This is a genomic window from Klebsiella sp. 2680 (genome assembly GCF_900198535.1).
Classification (GTDB): domain Bacteria; phylum Pseudomonadota; class Gammaproteobacteria; order Enterobacterales; family Enterobacteriaceae; genus Klebsiella; species Klebsiella indica.
Map to the genome: position 1 here is coordinate 977146 of NZ_FZNJ01000001.1, position 19017 is coordinate 996162.

14 protein-coding genes, 5 tRNA genes and 1 pseudogene are annotated in these 19017 nt (G+C 52.5%); 6 read left to right on the top strand and 14 right to left on the bottom strand.

Annotated elements, in window-relative coordinates:
* The first annotated feature begins 59 nt into the window (after positions 1–59).
* From galE to gpmA, 5 genes are all read left to right on the top strand, one after another.
* Positions 60–1076: a UDP-glucose 4-epimerase GalE gene (galE, locus tag FN037_RS04685; RefSeq protein WP_142501641.1), complete on the top strand. Its 1017-nt coding sequence runs from the start codon at positions 60–62 to the stop codon at positions 1074–1076.
* Between the two features lie 9 nt (positions 1077–1085).
* Positions 1086–2132, top strand: coding sequence for a galactose-1-phosphate uridylyltransferase (gene galT / locus FN037_RS04690; protein ID WP_138360629.1), 1047 nt, complete (start codon positions 1086–1088; stop codon positions 2130–2132).
* Positions 2133–2134: 2 nt separating this feature from the next.
* On the top strand, positions 2135–3283 hold the full coding sequence (gene galK / locus FN037_RS04695) for a galactokinase (RefSeq protein ID WP_142501642.1): 1149 nt from the start codon (positions 2135–2137) through the stop codon (positions 3281–3283).
* On the top strand, positions 3277–4320 hold the full coding sequence (gene galM / locus FN037_RS04700) for a galactose-1-epimerase (RefSeq protein ID WP_142501643.1): 1044 nt from the start codon (positions 3277–3279) through the stop codon (positions 4318–4320). The genes galK and galM overlap by 7 nt, the downstream gene beginning before the upstream one ends.
* Positions 4321–4652: 332 nt before the next feature.
* Positions 4653–5405: a 2,3-diphosphoglycerate-dependent phosphoglycerate mutase gene (gpmA, locus tag FN037_RS04705; RefSeq protein WP_138360632.1), complete on the top strand. Its 753-nt coding sequence runs from the start codon at positions 4653–4655 to the stop codon at positions 5403–5405.
* 64 nt (positions 5406–5469) lie between these two features.
* On the opposite strand, the gene aroG is transcribed toward gpmA, so the two are convergent.
* Positions 5470–6522 (bottom strand): 3-deoxy-7-phosphoheptulonate synthase AroG, encoded by a 1053-nt coding sequence (gene aroG, locus FN037_RS04710; protein ID WP_142501644.1) that lies wholly within the window; start codon positions 6520–6522, stop codon positions 5470–5472.
* 307 nt (positions 6523–6829) lie between these two features.
* Here aroG and zitB point away from each other — a divergent pair, with 307 nt between their 5' ends.
* Entirely contained in the window at positions 6830–7768 is a 939-nt protein-coding gene (zitB, locus tag FN037_RS04715; RefSeq protein ID WP_142501645.1) for a CDF family zinc transporter ZitB, read from the top strand.
* On the opposite strand, the pseudogene pnuC reads toward zitB, so the two are convergent.
* The 13 genes and pseudogenes from pnuC to tolB all read right to left on the bottom strand — a co-directional run bounded on the left by pnuC (position 7765) and on the right by tolB (position 18987).
* Positions 7765–8482 (bottom strand): annotated as a pseudogene (gene pnuC, locus FN037_RS04720) (nicotinamide riboside transporter PnuC). The gene zitB and the pseudogene pnuC overlap by 4 nt on opposite strands.
* Before the next feature lie 35 nt (positions 8483–8517).
* Positions 8518–9561 (bottom strand): quinolinate synthase NadA, encoded by a 1044-nt coding sequence (gene nadA, locus FN037_RS04725; RefSeq protein ID WP_142501646.1) that lies wholly within the window; start codon positions 9559–9561, stop codon positions 8518–8520.
* Between the two features lie 456 nt (positions 9562–10017).
* Complete coding sequence (locus FN037_RS04730; RefSeq protein WP_142501647.1) at positions 10018–11643, bottom strand: carbohydrate porin; 1626 nt, start codon at positions 11641–11643, stop codon at positions 10018–10020.
* A 127-nt stretch (positions 11644–11770) separates the two neighbouring features.
* A complete protein-coding gene (locus tag FN037_RS04735) occupies positions 11771–13492 on the bottom strand; it encodes a sugar hydrolase (protein WP_221887619.1) in 1722 nt (573 codons plus the stop codon).
* A gap of 604 nt (positions 13493–14096) precedes the next feature.
* A complete protein-coding gene (locus FN037_RS04740; protein ID WP_142501648.1) occupies positions 14097–14306 on the bottom strand; it encodes a PTS transporter subunit EIIB in 210 nt (69 codons plus the stop codon).
* A 1083-nt stretch (positions 14307–15389) separates the two neighbouring features.
* Positions 15390–15465, bottom strand: a tRNA-Lys gene (locus FN037_RS04745).
* 133 nt (positions 15466–15598) lie between these two features.
* A tRNA-Lys gene (locus tag FN037_RS04750) sits at positions 15599–15674 on the bottom strand.
* A gap of 145 nt (positions 15675–15819) precedes the next feature.
* Positions 15820–15895, bottom strand: a tRNA-Lys gene (locus FN037_RS04755).
* A 3-nt stretch (positions 15896–15898) separates the two neighbouring features.
* Positions 15899–15974: transfer RNA gene (locus FN037_RS04760), tRNA-Val, on the bottom strand.
* Between the two features lie 127 nt (positions 15975–16101).
* Positions 16102–16177, bottom strand: a tRNA-Lys gene (locus FN037_RS04765).
* A gap of 163 nt (positions 16178–16340) precedes the next feature.
* A complete protein-coding gene (gene cpoB, locus FN037_RS04770) occupies positions 16341–17126 on the bottom strand; it encodes a cell division protein CpoB (RefSeq protein ID WP_138360640.1) in 786 nt (261 codons plus the stop codon).
* Positions 17127–17135: 9 nt separating this feature from the next.
* A complete protein-coding gene (gene pal, locus FN037_RS04775; RefSeq protein ID WP_138360641.1) occupies positions 17136–17660 on the bottom strand; it encodes a peptidoglycan-associated lipoprotein Pal in 525 nt (174 codons plus the stop codon).
* A gap of 34 nt (positions 17661–17694) precedes the next feature.
* Positions 17695–18987: a Tol-Pal system beta propeller repeat protein TolB gene (gene tolB / locus FN037_RS04780; protein WP_142501649.1), complete on the bottom strand. Its 1293-nt coding sequence runs from the start codon at positions 18985–18987 to the stop codon at positions 17695–17697.
* Between the last annotated feature and the right edge of the window lie 30 nt (positions 18988–19017).

A 19017-nucleotide genomic window follows, 5' to 3' on the forward strand; every position in this document is an offset into this window, starting at 1 on the left:
CTTTTCACTTCTTTGATATGCTATCTTCATCTCACACGATAAGCCTATTGGAGCGAATCATGAAAGTACTGGTTACAGGTGGTAGCGGTTACATTGGAAGTCATACCTGCGTTCAACTGCTACAGCAGGGACACGAGGTGATTATTCTCGACAATCTCTGCAACAGTAAGCGCAGCGTATTGCCGGTGATTGAGCGTCTCGGCGGGAAAAGCGCCACCTTTGTTGAAGGCGACATTCGTAATGAAGCGCTGATGACGGAAATCCTCCACGATCATGCGATTGAAGCCGTGATCCATTTCGCCGGCCTGAAGGCCGTCGGGGAGTCCGTCGCTAAGCCGCTGGAATATTATGACAATAACGTAACCGGTACACTGAAATTAGTTTCCGCCATGCGCGCCGCGGGCGTGAAAAACTTTATTTTCAGCTCCTCCGCCACCGTCTACGGCGACCAGCCCAAAATCCCTTATGTCGAAAGTTTCCCGACCGGTACGCCGCAAAGCCCTTACGGCAAAAGCAAACTGATGGTCGAACAGATCCTCACCGATCTGCAAAAAGCTCAGCCGGAGTGGAGCATCGCCCTGCTGCGTTATTTCAACCCGGTCGGCGCGCACCCGTCGGGCGACATGGGTGAAGACCCTCAGGGTATCCCCAACAACCTGATGCCGTACATCGCACAAGTCGCCGTTGGCCGTCGCGAATCGCTGGCGGTGTTTGGTAACGACTATCCGACCAAAGATGGCACCGGCGTGCGTGACTATATTCACGTGATGGATCTGGCCGATGGTCACGTCGTGGCGATGGAAAAACTGGCCGGTAAAGCTGGCGTGCATATCTACAACCTTGGCGCCGGCGTCGGCAACAGCGTGCTCGACGTCGTCAATGCCTTCAGCAAAGCCTGTGGCAAACCGATTAACTACCACTTCGCGCCACGCCGCGATGGCGACCTCCCGGCCTACTGGGCGGACGCTGAAAAGGCCGATCGCGATCTGAACTGGCGCGTGACCCGCAACCTTGACGAAATGGCGCAGGACACCTGGCACTGGCAGTCCCGTCATCCGCAAGGTTATCCAGACTAAGGAACCTTCATGAGCGTATTTAACCCCGTCGACCATCCGCATCGTCGTTATAACCCGTTAACCGGGCAGTGGATTCTGGTTTCTCCGCATCGCGCAAAGCGCCCCTGGCAGGGCGCGCAGGAGACACCAGCAAAACAGACGTTGCCCGCGCACGACCCGGACTGTTTCCTGTGCCCGGGTAATACCCGCGTGACCGGTGACAAAAACCCGAACTACACCGGCACCTTTGTTTTTACCAATGACTTTGCGGCGTTGATGAGCGATACCCCTGACGCTCCGGAAAGCGACGACCCGCTGATGCGTTGTCAGAGTGCCCGTGGCACCAGCCGGGTCATCTGCTTTTCGCCAGACCACAGCAAAACGCTGCCGGAGTTGAGCGTGGAGGCGCTGGAAGGCGTGGTTAAAACGTGGCAGGAACAGACCGCGGACCTCGGGAAAAGCTATCCCTGGGTCCAGGTTTTTGAAAACAAAGGCGCGGCGATGGGCTGCTCCAACCCGCATCCTCATGGTCAGGTGTGGGCAAACAGCTTCCTGCCTAACGAAGCGGAACGTGAAGATCGTCTGCAAAAAGCGTACTTCACCGAGCACGGCGCGCCGATGCTGGTGGATTACGCGCAGCGCGAATTCGCCGACGGTAGCCGCACGGTCGTCGAGACCGCACACTGGCTCGCCGTTGTCCCTTACTGGGCGGCATGGCCATTCGAGACGCTGCTGCTGCCGAAAACACACGTCCGGCGCCTGACTGATTTAACCGACGACCGGCGCAGCGACCTTGCGCTGGCGCTGAAAAAGCTGACCAGCCGTTACGACAACCTGTTCCAGTGCTCGTTCCCCTACTCTATGGGCTGGCACGGCGCGCCGTTTAACGATGAAAACAATGATCACTGGCAGCTGCACGCTCATTTTTATCCGCCGCTGCTGCGTTCCGCCACGGTGCGCAAATTTATGGTCGGCTATGAAATGCTGGCCGAAACTCAGCGTGACCTGACGGCCGAGCAAGCTGCTGAACGTCTGCGCGCTGTGAGCGACGTCCATTTCCGCGAATCCGGAGTATAACCATGAGTCTGAAAGAGAAAACCCAAGCCCTGTTTGCTGAAAAGTTCGGCTATCCCGCCAGCCATGTTATCCAGGCGCCTGGCCGGGTTAACCTGATTGGCGAACACACCGACTATAACGATGGATTCGTGCTGCCCTGCGCGATTGATTATCAGACGGTGATCAGTTGCTCACCGCGCAACGATCGTACCGTGCGGGTGATTGCCGCCGATTACGACAGTCAGAGCGATGAATTCTCCCTCGATTCGCAGATTACCCGCCACGACACCCAGCAGTGGTCGAACTATGTTCGCGGCGTGGTAAAGCATCTTCAGCAGCGCAACAACCACTTCGGCGGAGCGGACCTGGTCATTAGCGGTAACGTGCCACAGGGTGCGGGATTAAGCTCCTCAGCTTCACTGGAAGTCGCCGTCGGCACCGTATTTCAGCAGTTGTATCACCTGCCGCTCGACGGCGCGCAAATCGCGCTCAACGGCCAGGAAGCGGAAAACCAGTTCGTCGGCTGCAACTGCGGCATCATGGATCAGTTAATCTCCGCGCTCGGTAAAAAAGATCACGCGCTGCTGATCGACTGCCGATCATTAGGCACTAAGGCGGTTTCAATGCCGAAAGGCGTCGCGGTGGTGATTATCAACAGTAATTTTAAACGCACTCTGGTGGGCAGCGAATACAACACCCGTCGTGAACAGTGCGAAACCGGCGCCCGCTTCTTCCAGCAGCCCGCCCTGCGCGATGTGACCCTCGACGAGTTCAACGCCGTCGCCCACGAGCTTGACCCGGTGGTCGCCAGACGCGTTCGCCACGTACTGACCGAAAACGCCCGTACCGTAGAGGCCGCTACGGCGCTGGAAAAAGGCGACCTGCAACGAATGGGTGAACTGATGGCGGAATCTCATGCCTCCATGCGCGACGATTTTGAAATCACCGTACCGCAGATTGATACGCTAGTGGATATCGTCAAAGCGGCCATCGGCGACAAAGGCGGCGTCCGCATGACCGGCGGCGGTTTCGGCGGCTGTATTGTCGCGCTGATGCCGGAGGATCTGGTCGAAGGCGTACAGCAGGCCGTTGCCCAGGCATATGAAGCGAAAACCGGGATTAGAGAAACGTTCTATGTGTGCAAACCCTCTCAGGGAGCCGGACAATGCTAAACCAAACAACCGGGCTGGCGCCGGACGGCCTGCCGTGGAATATCCTCACCCTGCGTAATGACGCGGGGATGACGGTCACCGTAATGGATTGGGGCGCGACGCTGCTTTCGGCGCAGGTCGCCCTGGCTGACGGCAGCGTACGCGAAGCGCTGCTCGGCTGCGCGACGCCGAACGACTATACGCATCAGGCCGCTTTTCTCGGCGCGTCCGTTGGCCGTTACGCCAACCGTATCGCCAACAGCCGCTTCCTCCTTGATGGTCGAACCGTCAATCTGACGCCTTCCAACGAGGCTGGACATCAGTTACACGGCGGGCCTGACGGTTTCGATAAGCGCCGCTGGCAAATTGTCAGCGCCGATGATCATCACGCGCTGTTCTCACTCTCATCCGCCAATGGCGATCAGGGGTACCCCGGCAATTTAACGGCAACCGCGCACTACCGCCTGACTGACGATAATCGGATCTCAATTGAGTATCGCGCTACCGTTGACCAGCCCTGCCCGGTGAACCTGACTAACCACGTCTATTTCAACCTGGATGGCATACAGAGCGACGTGCGTAACCATAAGCTGCAAATTTTTGCCGAGGCTTACCTCCCCGTAGAAAGCGACGGTATTCCGGGGGGAAACCTGCAAAGCGTTGCTCTGACCGGCTTTGATTTTCGTACGCCGAAGATGCTGGCGGACGATTTCCTGCGTGATGAAGACCAGCAGAAAGTGAAAGGTTACGACCACGCCTTTCTGCTCCAGGCGCAGGGAGATGCCCAGGTTCCGGCAGCTCACGTCTGGTCCCAGGATGAAAAGCTGCAGATGACGGTGTATACCTCCGCTCCGGCCCTGCAATTCTACTCCGGCAACTACCTGGGCGGCACGCCGTCGCGCAGCGCGCAACCCTACGCTGACTGGCAAGGCCTGGCGCTGGAGAGCGAGTTCCTGCCGGATTCGCCGAACCACCCGGAGTGGCCGCAGCCGGATTGCGTTCTGCTTCCCGGCGAAGAGTACGTCAGCCTGACGGAATATCAGTTTATCGCCAGATAATGCCTCACCCTCCACGCCAGGTGGAGGGCTTTTTTCCCCTTTCGCTGAAAAATTCGTCACTTACAGACAAAAACACAACCTCTGTTTTACAAGTATCTTACACTGGGCCACTATTTTCGCTATGGTTAGGGATAAGCATTGCCGTGAGGTAAATCGTGGCAATATAATGAGAATAGTTATCAATCAATAAATATATACACTACCAATTTCGAGTTGCCTCAAAGCGGCAAATGAGCGAATCCCAGGAACATAGTGAACGATGCGACCGGGGTGAGTGAAAGTAGCCAGCGATGAGGTGACGTGAAAGATGACGTGTATTGAGGAGTAAGTGTATGGCTGTAACTAAGCTGGTACTCGTTCGTCACGGCGAAAGCCAATGGAACAACGAAAACCGTTTCACCGGTTGGTATGACGTTGACCTGTCTGAGAAAGGCGTGGGTGAAGCAAAAGCAGCCGGCAAGCTGCTGAAAGAAGAAGGCTTCAGCTTCGACTTTGCTTATACCTCTGTGCTGAAACGTGCCATCCACACTCTGTGGAACGTGCTGGACGAACTGGATCAGGCCTGGCTGCCGGTTGAGAAATCCTGGAAACTGAATGAGCGCCATTACGGTGCGCTGCAGGGTCTGAACAAAGCGGAAACCGCTGAGAAATATGGTGATGAGCAGGTTAAACAGTGGCGTCGTGGCTTCGCGGTGACTCCGCCGGAGCTGACAAAAGACGACGAGCGTTATCCGGGCCACGATCCGCGCTACGCGAAACTGACGGATAAAGAGCTGCCGGTAACCGAAAGCCTGGCGCTGACCATTGAGCGCGTTGTACCGTACTGGAACGACACCATTCTGCCACGTCTGAAAAGCGGTGAGCGCGTGATTATCGCCGCTCACGGTAACTCCCTGCGCGCGCTGGTGAAATACCTCGACAATATGGGTGAAGACGAGATCCTCGAACTGAACATCCCGACCGGCGTACCGCTGGTGTATGAGTTCGATGAAAACTTCAAGCCGGTTAAACACTACTATCTGGGTAACGCCGACGAGATCGCCGCGAAAGCGGCTGCCGTTGCGAACCAGGGTAAAGCGAAGTAATTAAATATAAAAAACCGGCTAACAAAGCCGGTTTTTTTATTTTTTAGCATGGAAAACGCTTCAGCTAGCCGCGACGCGCTTTTACCGCATCCGCCAGTTGATGCAAAAGCATATCGGTATCTTCCCAGCCGATGCAGGCATCGGTAATGCTCTTGCCGTAGGTCAGCGGCACACCGCTTTCAAGACTCTGATTGCCTTCCACCAGATGGCTTTCAATCATCACGCCCATGATTGATTGCTCACCGCCAGCAATCTGCTGACAAACATCTGCGCCCACATCCATCTGCTTTTTAAACTGCTTGCTGGAATTGGCATGGCTAAAATCGATCATAATCTTCGCGGGCAGACCCGCTTTCGCCAGGCCAACCTTCACGTCGGCAACGTGCTTCGCACTGTAGTTCGGCTCTTTACCGCCGCGCAGGATGATATGACAATCACTGTTGCCGCTGGTGTTGACGATCGCTGAATGACCCCATTTGGTTACCGACAGGAAACAGTGCGGTGCCCCCGCGGCGTTGATAGCATCAATCGCGACTTTTATGGTCCCATCGGTGCCGTTTTTGAAACCCACCGGGCAAGAGAGTCCGGAAGAGAGCTCGCGATGCACCTGAGATTCGGTGGTTCGTGCGCCAATCGCTCCCCAGCTCATCAGATCGGCAAGATACTGCGGCGTGATCATATCGAGGAATTCTCCGGCCGCCGGCAGCCCGCTGTCATTAATATCCAGCAACAGCTTGCGCGCGATACGCAGACCATCATTGATGCGGAAGCTGTTATCCATATGCGGATCGTTGATCAGCCCTTTCCATCCCACGGTGGTGCGCGGCTTCTCAAAATAGACGCGCATCACAATTTCCAGCTCACCTTTTAGCGATTTGCGCAACTTGAGCAGCCGATCGGCATACTCTTTCGCCGCAACAGGATCATGAATGGAACACGGGCCGATGACCACCAGCAAGCGATCGTCATTGCCTTTGAGGATCTGATGGATCGCTTTACGTGCATGCGCAACGGTATTAGCGGCATTCTCGGTAGCGGGGAATTTTTCAAGGAGGGCAACGGGAGGCAGTAATTCGTTGATCTCTTTAATGCGTAAGTCGTCGTTCTGATAATTCATTTTAGTTCCAGCGTTGCCATACTTATCCAGTTAAATGCAATCCCCACAATCTATCTCTTCAGCTAAAAAGTGTAAATATGATTTTACATTACGCGCAGTCCGGAGAGGGGGCATAATGTCGTCGTTGTGTCCACAACTGGGCATCAACCCTGATAATGCAGAGGATAGAACCCCTTCACGCAGGGCTATTGGTCCGCCAGCAGCGGTACTCACATACTATGCGGGGCACTCCTTTTTCATTTTGTTCACCTGAAAGCCCAATCATGTCATAAAGTAATAATCAAAATAATAATGTTAGAGAGAAATCATGGGGCACTCACATTCACATACTCCTGTGCGGCAAACGGACGATCATAATGCCCGGCGACTACTGCTGGCGTTTTGCGTCACTGCCGGATTTATGCTGGTTGAAATCGCAGGTGGGTTGCTTTCAGGTTCTCTGGCGCTGCTGGCCGATGCGGGCCATATGCTCACTGATACAGCAGCGCTCCTGTTCGCCTTGCTGGCGGTTCGCTTCTCCCGCCGCCCACCAAATACCCGTCATACCTTTGGCTGGTTACGTCTGACCACCCTGGCCGCGTTCCTTAATGCCATTGCGCTGGTCATCATTACGATTCTGATCGTCTGGGAAGCCATTCAACGCTTTAATCATCCTCAACCGGTTGCCGGTAAAACCATGATCATCATCGCCGTAGCGGGATTACTGGCGAATATTCTGGCATTCTGGATCCTGCGTCATGGCAATGAAGGTCATAATCTCAATGTACGGGCTGCGGCTCTGCACGTACTGGGGGATTTACTTGGTTCGGTCGGGGCGATAATAGCCGCCATCATTATCCTCGCCACGGGCTGGACGCCTATCGATCCCATTCTGTCAGTGTTGGTTTCGTGCCTGGTTCTGCGTAGCGCCTGGCGTTTGTTGCAGGAGAGTATCAACGAACTCCTGGAAGGCGCCCCGCGCTCCCTTGATGTTGACGCATTAAAGCGCGATTTGCGCCGTTCAGTGCCGGAAGTGCGCGATGTACACCATGTTCATGCCTGGCTGGTAGGAGAGAAAACGGTGATGACGCTGCATGTGCAGGTGGTGCCGCCGCACGATCACGACGGCCTGCTGGAACGTATCCACCTTTTCTTGCAGCACAAGTATCAGATTGCGGACATTACGGTGCAGATGGAGTATCAGCCCTGTCGTGTCCCGGAATGCCATCTGAATATGTCGCCCTCCGGACATGGACACAATCATTAACGGGCAAAAGCGTGAGACCCGCGCTCACGCGCGCTGTTAATCCACATCCGGCTACCGTTAAGGGCGATAAACGTCAGAAGCAGGTATTCCAGCGACATCGCGTAGACACCCTGACGCGCAAAAATAACCACGCTAATTATGTTAATAATCACCCATAGCAGCCAGTTTTCGACATATTTGCGCGTCATCAGAATCATCGCCACAATAGACAGCACCATCATGCAGGCGTCCCAGAACGGGAATGCATCCGGCTGCAGTGTCGGCATTGCTACCTGCAACCCCAGGGTTTGCATCAGCACAACGGCAATGCGCGTCAGGAAGGCAAAAACCGGGTTAATAAACGCCGTCATCAGACCAATCGCCACCACGCAGGCCGCCAGCCAGCCCAGCGCCTTTGTCAGCGGCAGCCAGCGGATTTGCAGTTCAGCCTGATTATCGCTGGTCTGTCGCGACCAGGCGTACCAGCCATAGACGTTCCGCGAAGAAAAAAACCTGTAACAGAAGGCTGGCATAAAGCTGGATCTGGAAGAAGATAATGGCAAACAGAGTGACGTTGATCAGCCCAAAGGCATAGTTACCGATCTTCTCCAGACTCGCCAGCCAGATGCACAACAGGCCAGCGAGGGTGCCAATGGCTTCAATCCACGACAGGTCATATCCACCGGCACCAATGGGTATGTGCACTAATATGTTCTGCGTACTAAAAAAATCCATCTTATCCCCAGAGCGTACAGTGACGCGATAATGCGTTATCTCCGAAGTGTAGCCGCAAAATCGAGCATTCTGTTCAGCGGCACCAGCGCAGCAGCGCGCAACTGCTCATCAACATGAATTTCATGTTCGCGGCCCCCCTGCTCCAGCCCTTCAGCAATCGCCCGCAGGCCATTCATGGCCATCCAGGGGCAGTGCGCGCAGCTCCGACAGGTTGCCCCTTCGCCAGCCGTAGGCGCTTCCAGCAGCTCTTTTCCCGGTACCGCCTGCTGCATTTTGTAGAAAATGCCGCGGTCGGTAGCAACAATTAGCTGATGCTGCGGCAGGGTTTTAGCCGCATTAATTAACTGGCTGGTTGACCCCACGGCATCGGCCATATCAACAATCGCCTGCGGCGATTCCGGGTGCACGAGCACAGCCGCATGCGGATAAAGCGCCTTCATTCTTACCAGCGCTTGCGTTTTGAATTCATCATGAACAATACAGGCTCCCTGCCAGCACAACACATCGGCAGCAGTCTGTTTTTGTACATAGTTGCCCAGATGGCGGTCTGGCGCCCAGATGATTTTTTCGCCCATGCTATCAAGATGCTCAATCAGTTCCACCGCAATGCTGGAGGTCACTACCCAGTCAGCGCGAGCCTTCACCGCCGCCGACGTATTGGCATAAACCACCACGGTGCGGTCCGGATGCGCATCGCAGAAGGCGCCAAATTCGTCTATCGGGCAGCCCAGGTCAAGGGAACATTCCGCGTGTAGCGTGGGCATCAGAATCGTTTTTTCCGGGCTGAGGATTTTTGCCGTTTCGCCCATAAAACGCACCCCGGCAACCAGCAATGTTGAAGCGGCATGCCGTGCGCCAAAGCGCGCCATTTCCAGGGAATCGGCTATGCATCCCCCCGTTTCTTCAGCCAGGTGCTGGATTTCCGGGTCAGTGTAATAATGCGCCACCATAACAGCATCACGCGCTTTCAGGAGACGTTTGATCTTCTCGCGGTAGAATTGCTTTTCATCCACGTTTAGCGGGGCGGGTTTTGGTGGAAACGGATAGACTGCCGCTTCCGGGTCAAACATTACGCTCATCTTGCTGTCTCGTTTTTCTGGCTTAACGAAATAACCGATATAAAGCGTATCTACACCATAATCGGTCAAATTTGTTTTATATGCTAAACAAGATAGCTGATTATGCCAGGAATGTCGTGGAGAATTTAGCGGAAGAGGCCGAGGTCATGTCACTTTTGAATCCTATCTATCGCAGGTAGCAGAAAAACGTCTTTAACGTTAATACTATGCGATTAAACGGTACTCACCAGGGATATGGTCAGCCCGTTATGGCGAGATAGTGCATTTTTTTAGCTGCCCGGCTTACTCACTGCAAATGTGAAGATAGTCGTTATATCTGGTCTGTAAAAGACATGGGGCGTTCCGATCGCCCCAGACCGCGCTGAAACCTGCCGCTGGCGGACACTGAGTTTCTTTTCCCTGCCCTGTAACCTGACGACCGGTGGGTTCAACTGTTACCCGTGGTCGTACCCGACTTTACCACCATACTTCGGCCTGTACGCCCACGCTAAATTGATCATTTTTGTCATCTTCAAAAGAAACTTCAGAGATGTCGTTTTCCAGTGATTTAATATAGGTACCATAAAAACGTATTTCTGGACGAGACCTCAACATGCTGGTACCAACTTTAAAGGCATGATACAACGTGGTTTTATATCCTGATTCGTGGTATTTCTGATTGTTTGCCTCGTTGGTTTGGTTGAAATAGGCCAATTCAACGCCAGTCTGGTTGTAATCATTCCAGATATACGCAGGACGAACCACGGCCCTGAATGTTTCAAAATCAGTATGCGCGCCGGTTTCATAGCTATAGAGATCATTGCCACGGCCATAAACTAAGGCATTCGCCATAATCACGTCCGGACGAAGATAAGTCTCTCCTTGCGAGATCAAACGCAGGCCGGTTCCGTTTGTATGATCGCCATAATAATATCCGTTATATCCATAATCAGGGTTTGAATCTGAAATATGCATAAATCCGCTGGCAATGGCGTTGTTAGCCGCCTGGATGACAAATTCGTTAAACCCACCATTGTCAAAATTCTGTCGCACAAGCCCGGTGATCAGCCATGCATCTTTCATGTCAAAATAGTTGTCAGATTTAGATATGTGATCTTTATTTGGCATATTATACCGACCATAAACGCCTAAGGTTGCCTTATCCCATAATGGAATATCATGGAAACGCATATCGATGGCATTGGTATTCACCTGTGTCGTGCTGGAATAATCCTTTGAATACAGATCCAAATCTTGACGCAACAATGCTATGTCCAGTTTACCCACACCTACATTAATATTCTCCAGCCCAACGGCACCAGCAGAATCTGCTTTATGTGCTTTCCAGTCCAGCATCTGGATTTCATAGTTCTGCAGATAATGTTTCCCTACCCAAAAGTTGGCCTCAGGAAGCGATGGGATAAATCCTGTGGTTGTAATATACATATCTGAGAACTGCAATATATTATCTTTATTGGTATTAAATGATCCATTACTATAAGACTGGCTGACATTGCCGTCCAGCCAAACAACTGCGTTTACCGTTTTGCCATTCTGAGCGTAGACTCGTTTATCCAGAATTAGATCAAACCATCCTCCATATTCATTTCCGAAACGCCCCAATGCGCCAATAGCATAAGATTTGGGAACACCGTGGCTTGATGTCGCCCATCCGGTACGAAAATAGCCGCTATAATTAAAGCCAAGATCATCTTTGACATATTTACTAATATCTGCCAGCGTCATGTCCTGAGCGGATGTAGCGCCGGTCACTTTTGTTGCACTCCCGCCTGCAGTTGCTGCTACAGATGTCGACACGGTTGCTGTCGGCACTGTCTGCGGTTTTTTGTTCAGTTTATCGCGAGCACTGTTAGCAATGCCGGTATCAGCCGTCCCGGTTGTTACCGGTTGCCGATCAAAAAAAACTTTATATTGCTGTAACGCTTTCCTCGTGGATTGTAGTTCCTGTTTATTTTCCGCCAGTTCCTTTTCTAATAATTCCAGCCGTTGCTCAATGGTGAGTTTGGCTGCCATAGCACTATTAGACACAATAGCTGAAGAAATTAGTAATACAATGGATTTCAGCTGAGTGTTTTGGATCATAACAATATCCTTACAGTGTTGTTATTTTTTGCAATAAGAAGAACGCCTGACGTTTTTAATTTACGTCTGGTGTCCTGTAAATAACTTCTGCTCACGCGGTTTCTGCGTGAGCGATTTTTTGCAAACGTTATATTTTCTGTGGCGAAAAATGATGGCGAATAAAATAGCCAGGCGTGCAGCTCCAGGCATGACAGAAACTGTTTATTTGTTGTCCACCGTAGGGGGACGCCAGTGGGTTCTCCGGATCGAACGCTTCCCAAAATGTATCTGCTCCAGCTTTGATCATACCTCCCCAGTAACTTTCCACCAGTTGTCGGGCCGCCTGTGGTAACCCGTTCTGTACCAACGCGTCCACCATGTGGTGATAAAGATAGGGGGTCAAAGGCCGAACCGCGCCATCGTGTTTCATCACCTGTTGCAGCGCAACCGCGTTCTGCGATTCAGGCAGCACCTGAGCCAGAGTCAGCCACACATTCGATGCCCAGGATACCTGCCGCTGTTCACCGCTGACAAATAGCTGCTGCTTCTCGTCGTAAAAATGCGTTCTGGCCGCCGCACACATGCGCGTTATAGCAGTCTCTACTACCGCCAGGTCATCCTGCGGCGCAATCGCGCTCCCCAGTTCCAGCAAACGGCGACAACTGTAAATCAGCACGCCCTGCATCGCCGCCTGTCTCTCCAGACCTTTCAACGCCGCCGACTGATCCTTTCCGGCATCCCAGTCGATAAATACAAAACCTTCCTGCTCCGGCGCATGAAACAGCCCGTCCTCCCCCACATGACGCAACAAGAGTTCGATCTGTTTTTTCGCTACCGGCCACAGTTCATCAACTGTCACCCGGTCCTCACTGGCGCGCAGATAACCAAGCAGCACGTCGCCAAACAGAGCCGAGTAGTCCAGCAGTACCACTTCACCGATACGCGGCTGCGGCTTCTCATACACACAGGCGGTGACGTATCCGTCCGCACGCGACATACCCGCAAACAGATAAAGACAACGACGCACGAGCGCCATATTGCGAAAACTGACGTAGTTGGTTAGTGCCTGCAAGCGCAGATCCCCCAACCAAAGTCGACAATCACGGCGTGGACCATCCTCAAATACCGTCTGCATACATTCATGGAGCGTGCGAATGCCGACTCTATCAATCGCGCCCAGTAGTTCGCTGTCATAGTGCGCTGGACGTCCCGTGTCCTGACCTGCCGACGATACCGCCCTCACGGCGACATCATCCAGCGTAACGCTGAAGTTGTTTGACACCGCCACCACCTCGATACGCACATAGCGGAAAGCATGGCGACGCGCGACATTCACCCTCTGCGGCAGAAAATCTATATTCAGCACCTCGTCCGGTAACCAGGAAGCGCTGACCCAGCCGTTGTAGGGATAAAGTGGTACGGCTACGTCGGTCACCACTTCGCCAAATACCAGCCGTAACCGGGCTGGCGCATCGCACGACACCCCCTGCCAGCCGAGACGGAAACTCAGATAACCTGTGTAATGTTCACCGAAATCGACAATAATCTGTTCACCGGTCCGGAAAGTCTTTCCCGCCAGTTTGTCCGGCGTGTAGAGCGGCGTCATGCGGTAGCCCAGTGGTTGCGCGGCATCTTTCTGCGCCTTCACCGCACCGACGATAGAGTGCACCTCTTCATGCAGTCGGGGTTTGAGCGTTTCCGCGAGTGCAACCCAACGCTGTGGTGACGGTTCTGACGGCACGCCCGGCGGCAACCCCGCACCTTTCTCCACCGCGGGTACTCGGCTCACGCCTTTCTCTGCCACGACTGGCCAGATTTTGACGCTGGCAGCCGCAATGGCCGCCTTGACCAACAATTCTCGTCGATTCATAATTTTTTTATTCCTCTGATACAAGTTTATTCCAGCGCCTTGTTTTTCATTTTTTATTTCAAAAACAGCCCTGACTGAGAGCCTATCCCAGTAGGCGTTATTGGCGCAGACAGTTTGAACACGGCCAGCGCGGAAGAACCGGAGCGTACACGTAGTACGTGAGGATTCTGAGCACTGCCCAGGTTCAAAATAGCAAGCAAAATAGCCCTAATGGGATAGGCTCTTAATCACTTCCGCATAACAATGAATTCTTCTTGTGGCAACGCTTCTGCGCACCGTTGCAGCATAGGGTAATAAAAGTATTACTACTCAAATCTTTGCCAGTGCAATGTCCCAATATAATCGGAAAAAAACACAATAACGTACCGCTGACGGGAAATAGCGCTGCCTGGCTATCACTACTGTCTTTCATCCCGTTATAAAACCGGTGCAATACTAAAAAAACGTTAACACGCCATATGCGGACAGTCTCCCGATTGGGGAGATGACGATACCAGATGCAGTATCAATAAAATCAGAAAGGATAATTCGTTTTCCTTTATACGGGGATTGCACTTCCGGATTATCACTGATTTTATCAACATCGATCGGCACCTGGCATATCTCACCAACCTGATTTCCTGCCAGCACTTGCAATTGCCATCCCGCAAAAAAACATCATTAAATAACGATTTTTATCAAACAATCCCCTATTAACTTTACCGTAATTTTTCAATGTAAAGCGTAGCCATGCCGCACAATGCGCGACACTGCAGACATTATCACGGCCACCTATGCCAGCAGGGTTCTCACTGGCTAATGTTTTATATTTCATGGTCGGTCCTTAATATCAGGCCACTCTTCGCGGAAATCCAGTCGTGAATACTCAGCATAGTTTTAGGGACAAAAAAACAAACCACTTTTCTACGGCGACAGCCATATACACAAGTGGTTTGGGTTTTGCCCGTATGCATAATGCTTAAATACGGTAACAATCCGATTTTTATTACGCCAGAATACAGCGCTGCTATTTACTGACAGGTTCTGTTCAGCACATTACGAATATCTGCCCTTGCTTGCGGCATTTGATGCCTGAGTTGCAATGCTCGATCAAAAAAACATAGATGCTACTCAGGCGTTTTCTTGAGCAGCGATTTTTTGCCTGGCTGGTTATCTTACCCACAGCAGCCACGGCTGCGAATGGGATACCATCTACAACCTTTCTGAGCAGTGAAGATCTGTACCTTCGGCTCTTATTGATGACTGTCTCAACAATATTGTTCAATTTTCTGGCTATCTTCATTTTCTGGGCCCTGAAAACAAAAAAACCAGATGTCCGCTGACATCAGCGAACATCTGGTTTTGCCTGCGGTAACGCAGTAACAATCCAACGGAGATCAGCATACACATCAATAGCACTACCTCAATATAAACGATATTAAAACGTGATAGAGATCGAGATATGTATGCAATATTTCAATCTAAACAGGCAGGGGAATCCCAGGATTTGCAGAAATGGATAAAGAGGACAATCGCCAGAACATTCCTGAGTTGGTGAGATCCCCGGTTGAGCGTGGGTAACCCGGGGCGGTAATAATAGCGCCTCTGACCGGGCAAGAGAGCGCGCGAGGGTGAATCAGGCAGGCAAACCAGGATGTTTATAGTGAAAGCGATAAACCTGTCTTACCGTTGATTCTGATGAGCCATGTCTGGCCCTGTTAGTCGGGCAATGAATGATATTTGTCGGCAGGGTTACCGTCCTGAACTTCTGAGGATGACTCGCTTCGCTCGCCCTTCGGGCAACGCAACGCGTTGTGCAAATTTGTTCCCGACTATTTTGTCAGCCCGAATCTGCCGCAGGTTCGAATCTTATACATCGCAGATAGCAAAAAAGCGCCTTTAGGGCGCCTTTTTACATTGGTGGGTCGTGCAGGATTCGAACCTGCGACCAATTGATTAAAAGTCAACTGCTCTACCAACTGAGCTAACGACCCCTTGCGGGATTTTACTGCTTTAATCATTCAGGATGGTGGGTCGTGCAGGATGACTCGGCTTCGCCTCGCCCTTCGGGCCGCTGCTGACGCAACGTTATCCTTCACGTTCTCTACCAGTAACCACCTTTAAAACTGGTGGGTCGTGCAGGATTCGAACCTGCGACCAATTGATTAAAAGTCAACTGCTCTACCAACTGAGCTAACGACCCATATGGGTGTTACCTGAAAGATTTTACTTGCTACCAATCTAACCCTGGCGGTGGTGCAGGATGACCCGGCTTCGCCTTGCCTTTCGTGCCGTTACTCGCGCAACGTTATTCTTTACGCTTTACTTTCGCGTTCCACCAGAATAATTGGTGGGTCGTGCAGGATTCGAACCTGCGACCAATTGATTAAAAGTCAACTGCTCTACCAACTGAGCTAACGACCCGAGTGGTGGGTGATGACGGGATCGAACCGCCGACCCCCTCCTTGTAAGGGAGGTGCTCTCCCAGCTGAGCTAATCACCCGATACTGCGCTGGATACATCTTTTAGTGGTGAGTCGTGCAGGATGACTCGGCTTCGCCTCGCCCTACGGGCTGTTGCTGACGCAACATTATCCTTTACGTTTTACTCTCGCGTTCCACCAGAACAATTGGTGGGTCGTGCAGGATTCGAACCTGCGACCAATTGATTAAAAGTCAACTGCTCTACCAACTGAGCTAACGACCCACTCTTTTCTGTCGCCTGGGGCTTGTTTGATATCCCCTGGCAACGGCGGCATATATTACTGATTTCAGAATTCAGCGCAACAAGAATTTAGAGAAAGATCACTTAACTGCTTAGGATTCATGCGACAAGACCAGAAATAACGCGATTTCTGGTCATGGCATAATCATCCCAGGGCGTTAAGGCGTTTTTGCGCTTGTTTCGCGCCATCGGTGCCAGGATATTTACTGATCACTTGCTGATAAACCGCCTTCGCTTTTGCAGTATCACCTTTGTCCTGCATAATTACCCCAACTTTAAACATCGCATCGGGTGCCTTCGGGGATTTCGGGTATTTTTTGACCACAGAAGCAAAATAGTACGCCGCGTCATCTTTTTTCCCCTGGTTATAATTCAGCTGACCAAGCCAGTAGTTGGCATTTGGTTGATAAGTTGAATCAGGGTACTTCTTAATGAAATTCTGAAACGCTGCCATCGCATCGTTCTGGCGGGAAGAATCCCTCACCAGGGCGATAGCCGCATTGTAATCGGTATTTGCATCTCCCGTTTGCACCGGAACGCCTGAGGAGGCCGCAGGCGCAGTCTGAGGGGCTGCCGCCCCCTGCGCCGCTGCTGAGGGCTGTCCCCCCGCAGCTGCGCCACCGCTACTCAGTCCGTCAATCTGTTGCAGGATCTGCTTCTGGCGCTCAACAACCTGATTCAGTTGATATTGATTTTCCTGAATTTGACCGCGCAGGGAGTCGATATCGGACTGGTTATCAGAAAGCTGTTGCTGGAGTTGGGTTAAAAGCTGGCTGTGAGCATTAGAAATACGCTCAAGTTGAGTGACGCGGTCTTCGACCGAGCCTGAGCCGACACTACTGATTGGCGCCTGAGCAAAAGCGGCCCAGGGGGCCGCTATGCCAACCAGTAACGACAGACTCAACAGATGATGTCTGAAGTTACTGCTCATGCAATTCTCTTAGTAAACCAGTACGGCGCGACGGTTTTTGGCGTAAGCCGCTTCGTCATGACCCAGTACTGCAGGTTTTTCTTTACCGTAAGAAACGATGGACATCTGGTCAGCAGAGACACCTTTGCCCTGCAGATACATCTTAACGGCGTTAGCACGACGCTCACCCAGAGCGATGTTGTATTCCGGCGTACCACGTTCATCCGCGTGACCTTCAATAGTCACTTTATAGGATGGGTTGCTACGCAGGAAATTAGCATGCGCGTCCAGCATTGCAGCGAAGTCAGAACGGATATCGTATTTATCCAGATCGAAGTAAACGATATTGTTCTGCTGCAGTTGCTGCATCTGCAGACGAGCCTGCTCTTCGGAAGACATGTTGCCGCCGTTAGCGTTACCGTCCATACCAGTGCCGGCACCCAGCATGCCTTCACCGCTCTGGTCGTTGCTGGCGTTCTTATGAGAAGAACATGCCGCGATTGCCATAACCGGCAGAGCGATCAACAGCCCTTTCAGCACTTTGTTCAGTTGCATTTATTTGATTCCTTTAGTAATCAATTATTTATTATCACAGATACGGCGACCAGGCAGGTGATTTAACCTGTCCATCAGTTGCCGGAAGACGCGCCTTGAAACGCCCATCTGTAGAAACCAGATTCAGCACGGAACCCATCCCCTGAGAAGAGCTGTAGATTACCATAGTGCCGTTAGGTGCCAGACTTGGCGTTTCATCCAAAAACGTTGATGTGAGAACCTGCACAGCACCCGTTTCCAGATCTTGTTTAGCAATGTGCTGCTGACCATTGGCCGAGCTTACCATTACCATCGTTTTACCATCAGCGCTCACGTCCGCATCCTGGTTTTGCGACCCTTCCCAGGTAATGCGCTGCGGCGTGCCGCCATTAATATTGACTTTATACACCTGCGGACGACCGGCCTGGTCGGAAGTAAAGGCCAGGTTCTGGCTATCCGGGAACCAGCTTGGCTCGGTGTTATTACTGCGACCATCGGTCACCTGACGAATCTGACCCGAAGCAAGATCCATCACGTACAGGTTCAGGCTACCCGTTTTCGACAGGGCGAAAGCCAGTTTGCTGCCGTCCGGGGAGAACGCGGGCGCGCCGTTATGACGCGGGAACGACGCAACCTGACGAACTGAGCCGTTAGCCAGCGTCTGAATTACCAGCGCCGAACGACCGCTTTCGAAGGTAACGTAAGCCAGTTTGGAGCCATCCGGAGACCAGGCCGGAGACATCAGCGGCTGGCTTGAACGCTTGACAAGAAACTGGTTGTAGCCATCGTAATCGGATACGCGCAGCTCATACGGGAACTGGCCGCCGTTGGTCTGCACAACGTATGCGATACGGGTACGGAAGGCGCCCTTAATGCCGGTCAGCTTCTCAAATACCGCATCGCTGGCAGCATGCGCCGCATAGCGCAGATACTGTTTAGTCACTTTAAATGTGTTCTGCGCCAGCACGGTACCCGGCGCGCCGCCGGTATCAACCAGCTGATATGCCACGTTGTAAGAACCGTCCGGGTTTTGCGTCACCTGGCCGACAACCACGGCGTCAATACCCAGCGCAGACCATGCCGCAGGCTGCACTTCCTGAGCGCTACCCGGCTGCTGAGGCAGGCGAGAGCGATCCAGCGGGTTAAACTTGCCGCTATTGCGCAGGTCAGCCGCCACGATCCCCCCCACATCCGCCGGCGCGGCACCCTGCCCCGCCCACTGGAACGGCACAACGCCGATCGGGCGCGCCGAGTCAACCCCCTGGGTTATCTCGATACGGACTTCTGCGTGCAACACCGCCGCCCACAGCATTAAAAAACCAAATGCTACTCGTAATGCCTGCTTCATCATATCTCCCTTATCCGGGCTGAAAACCCA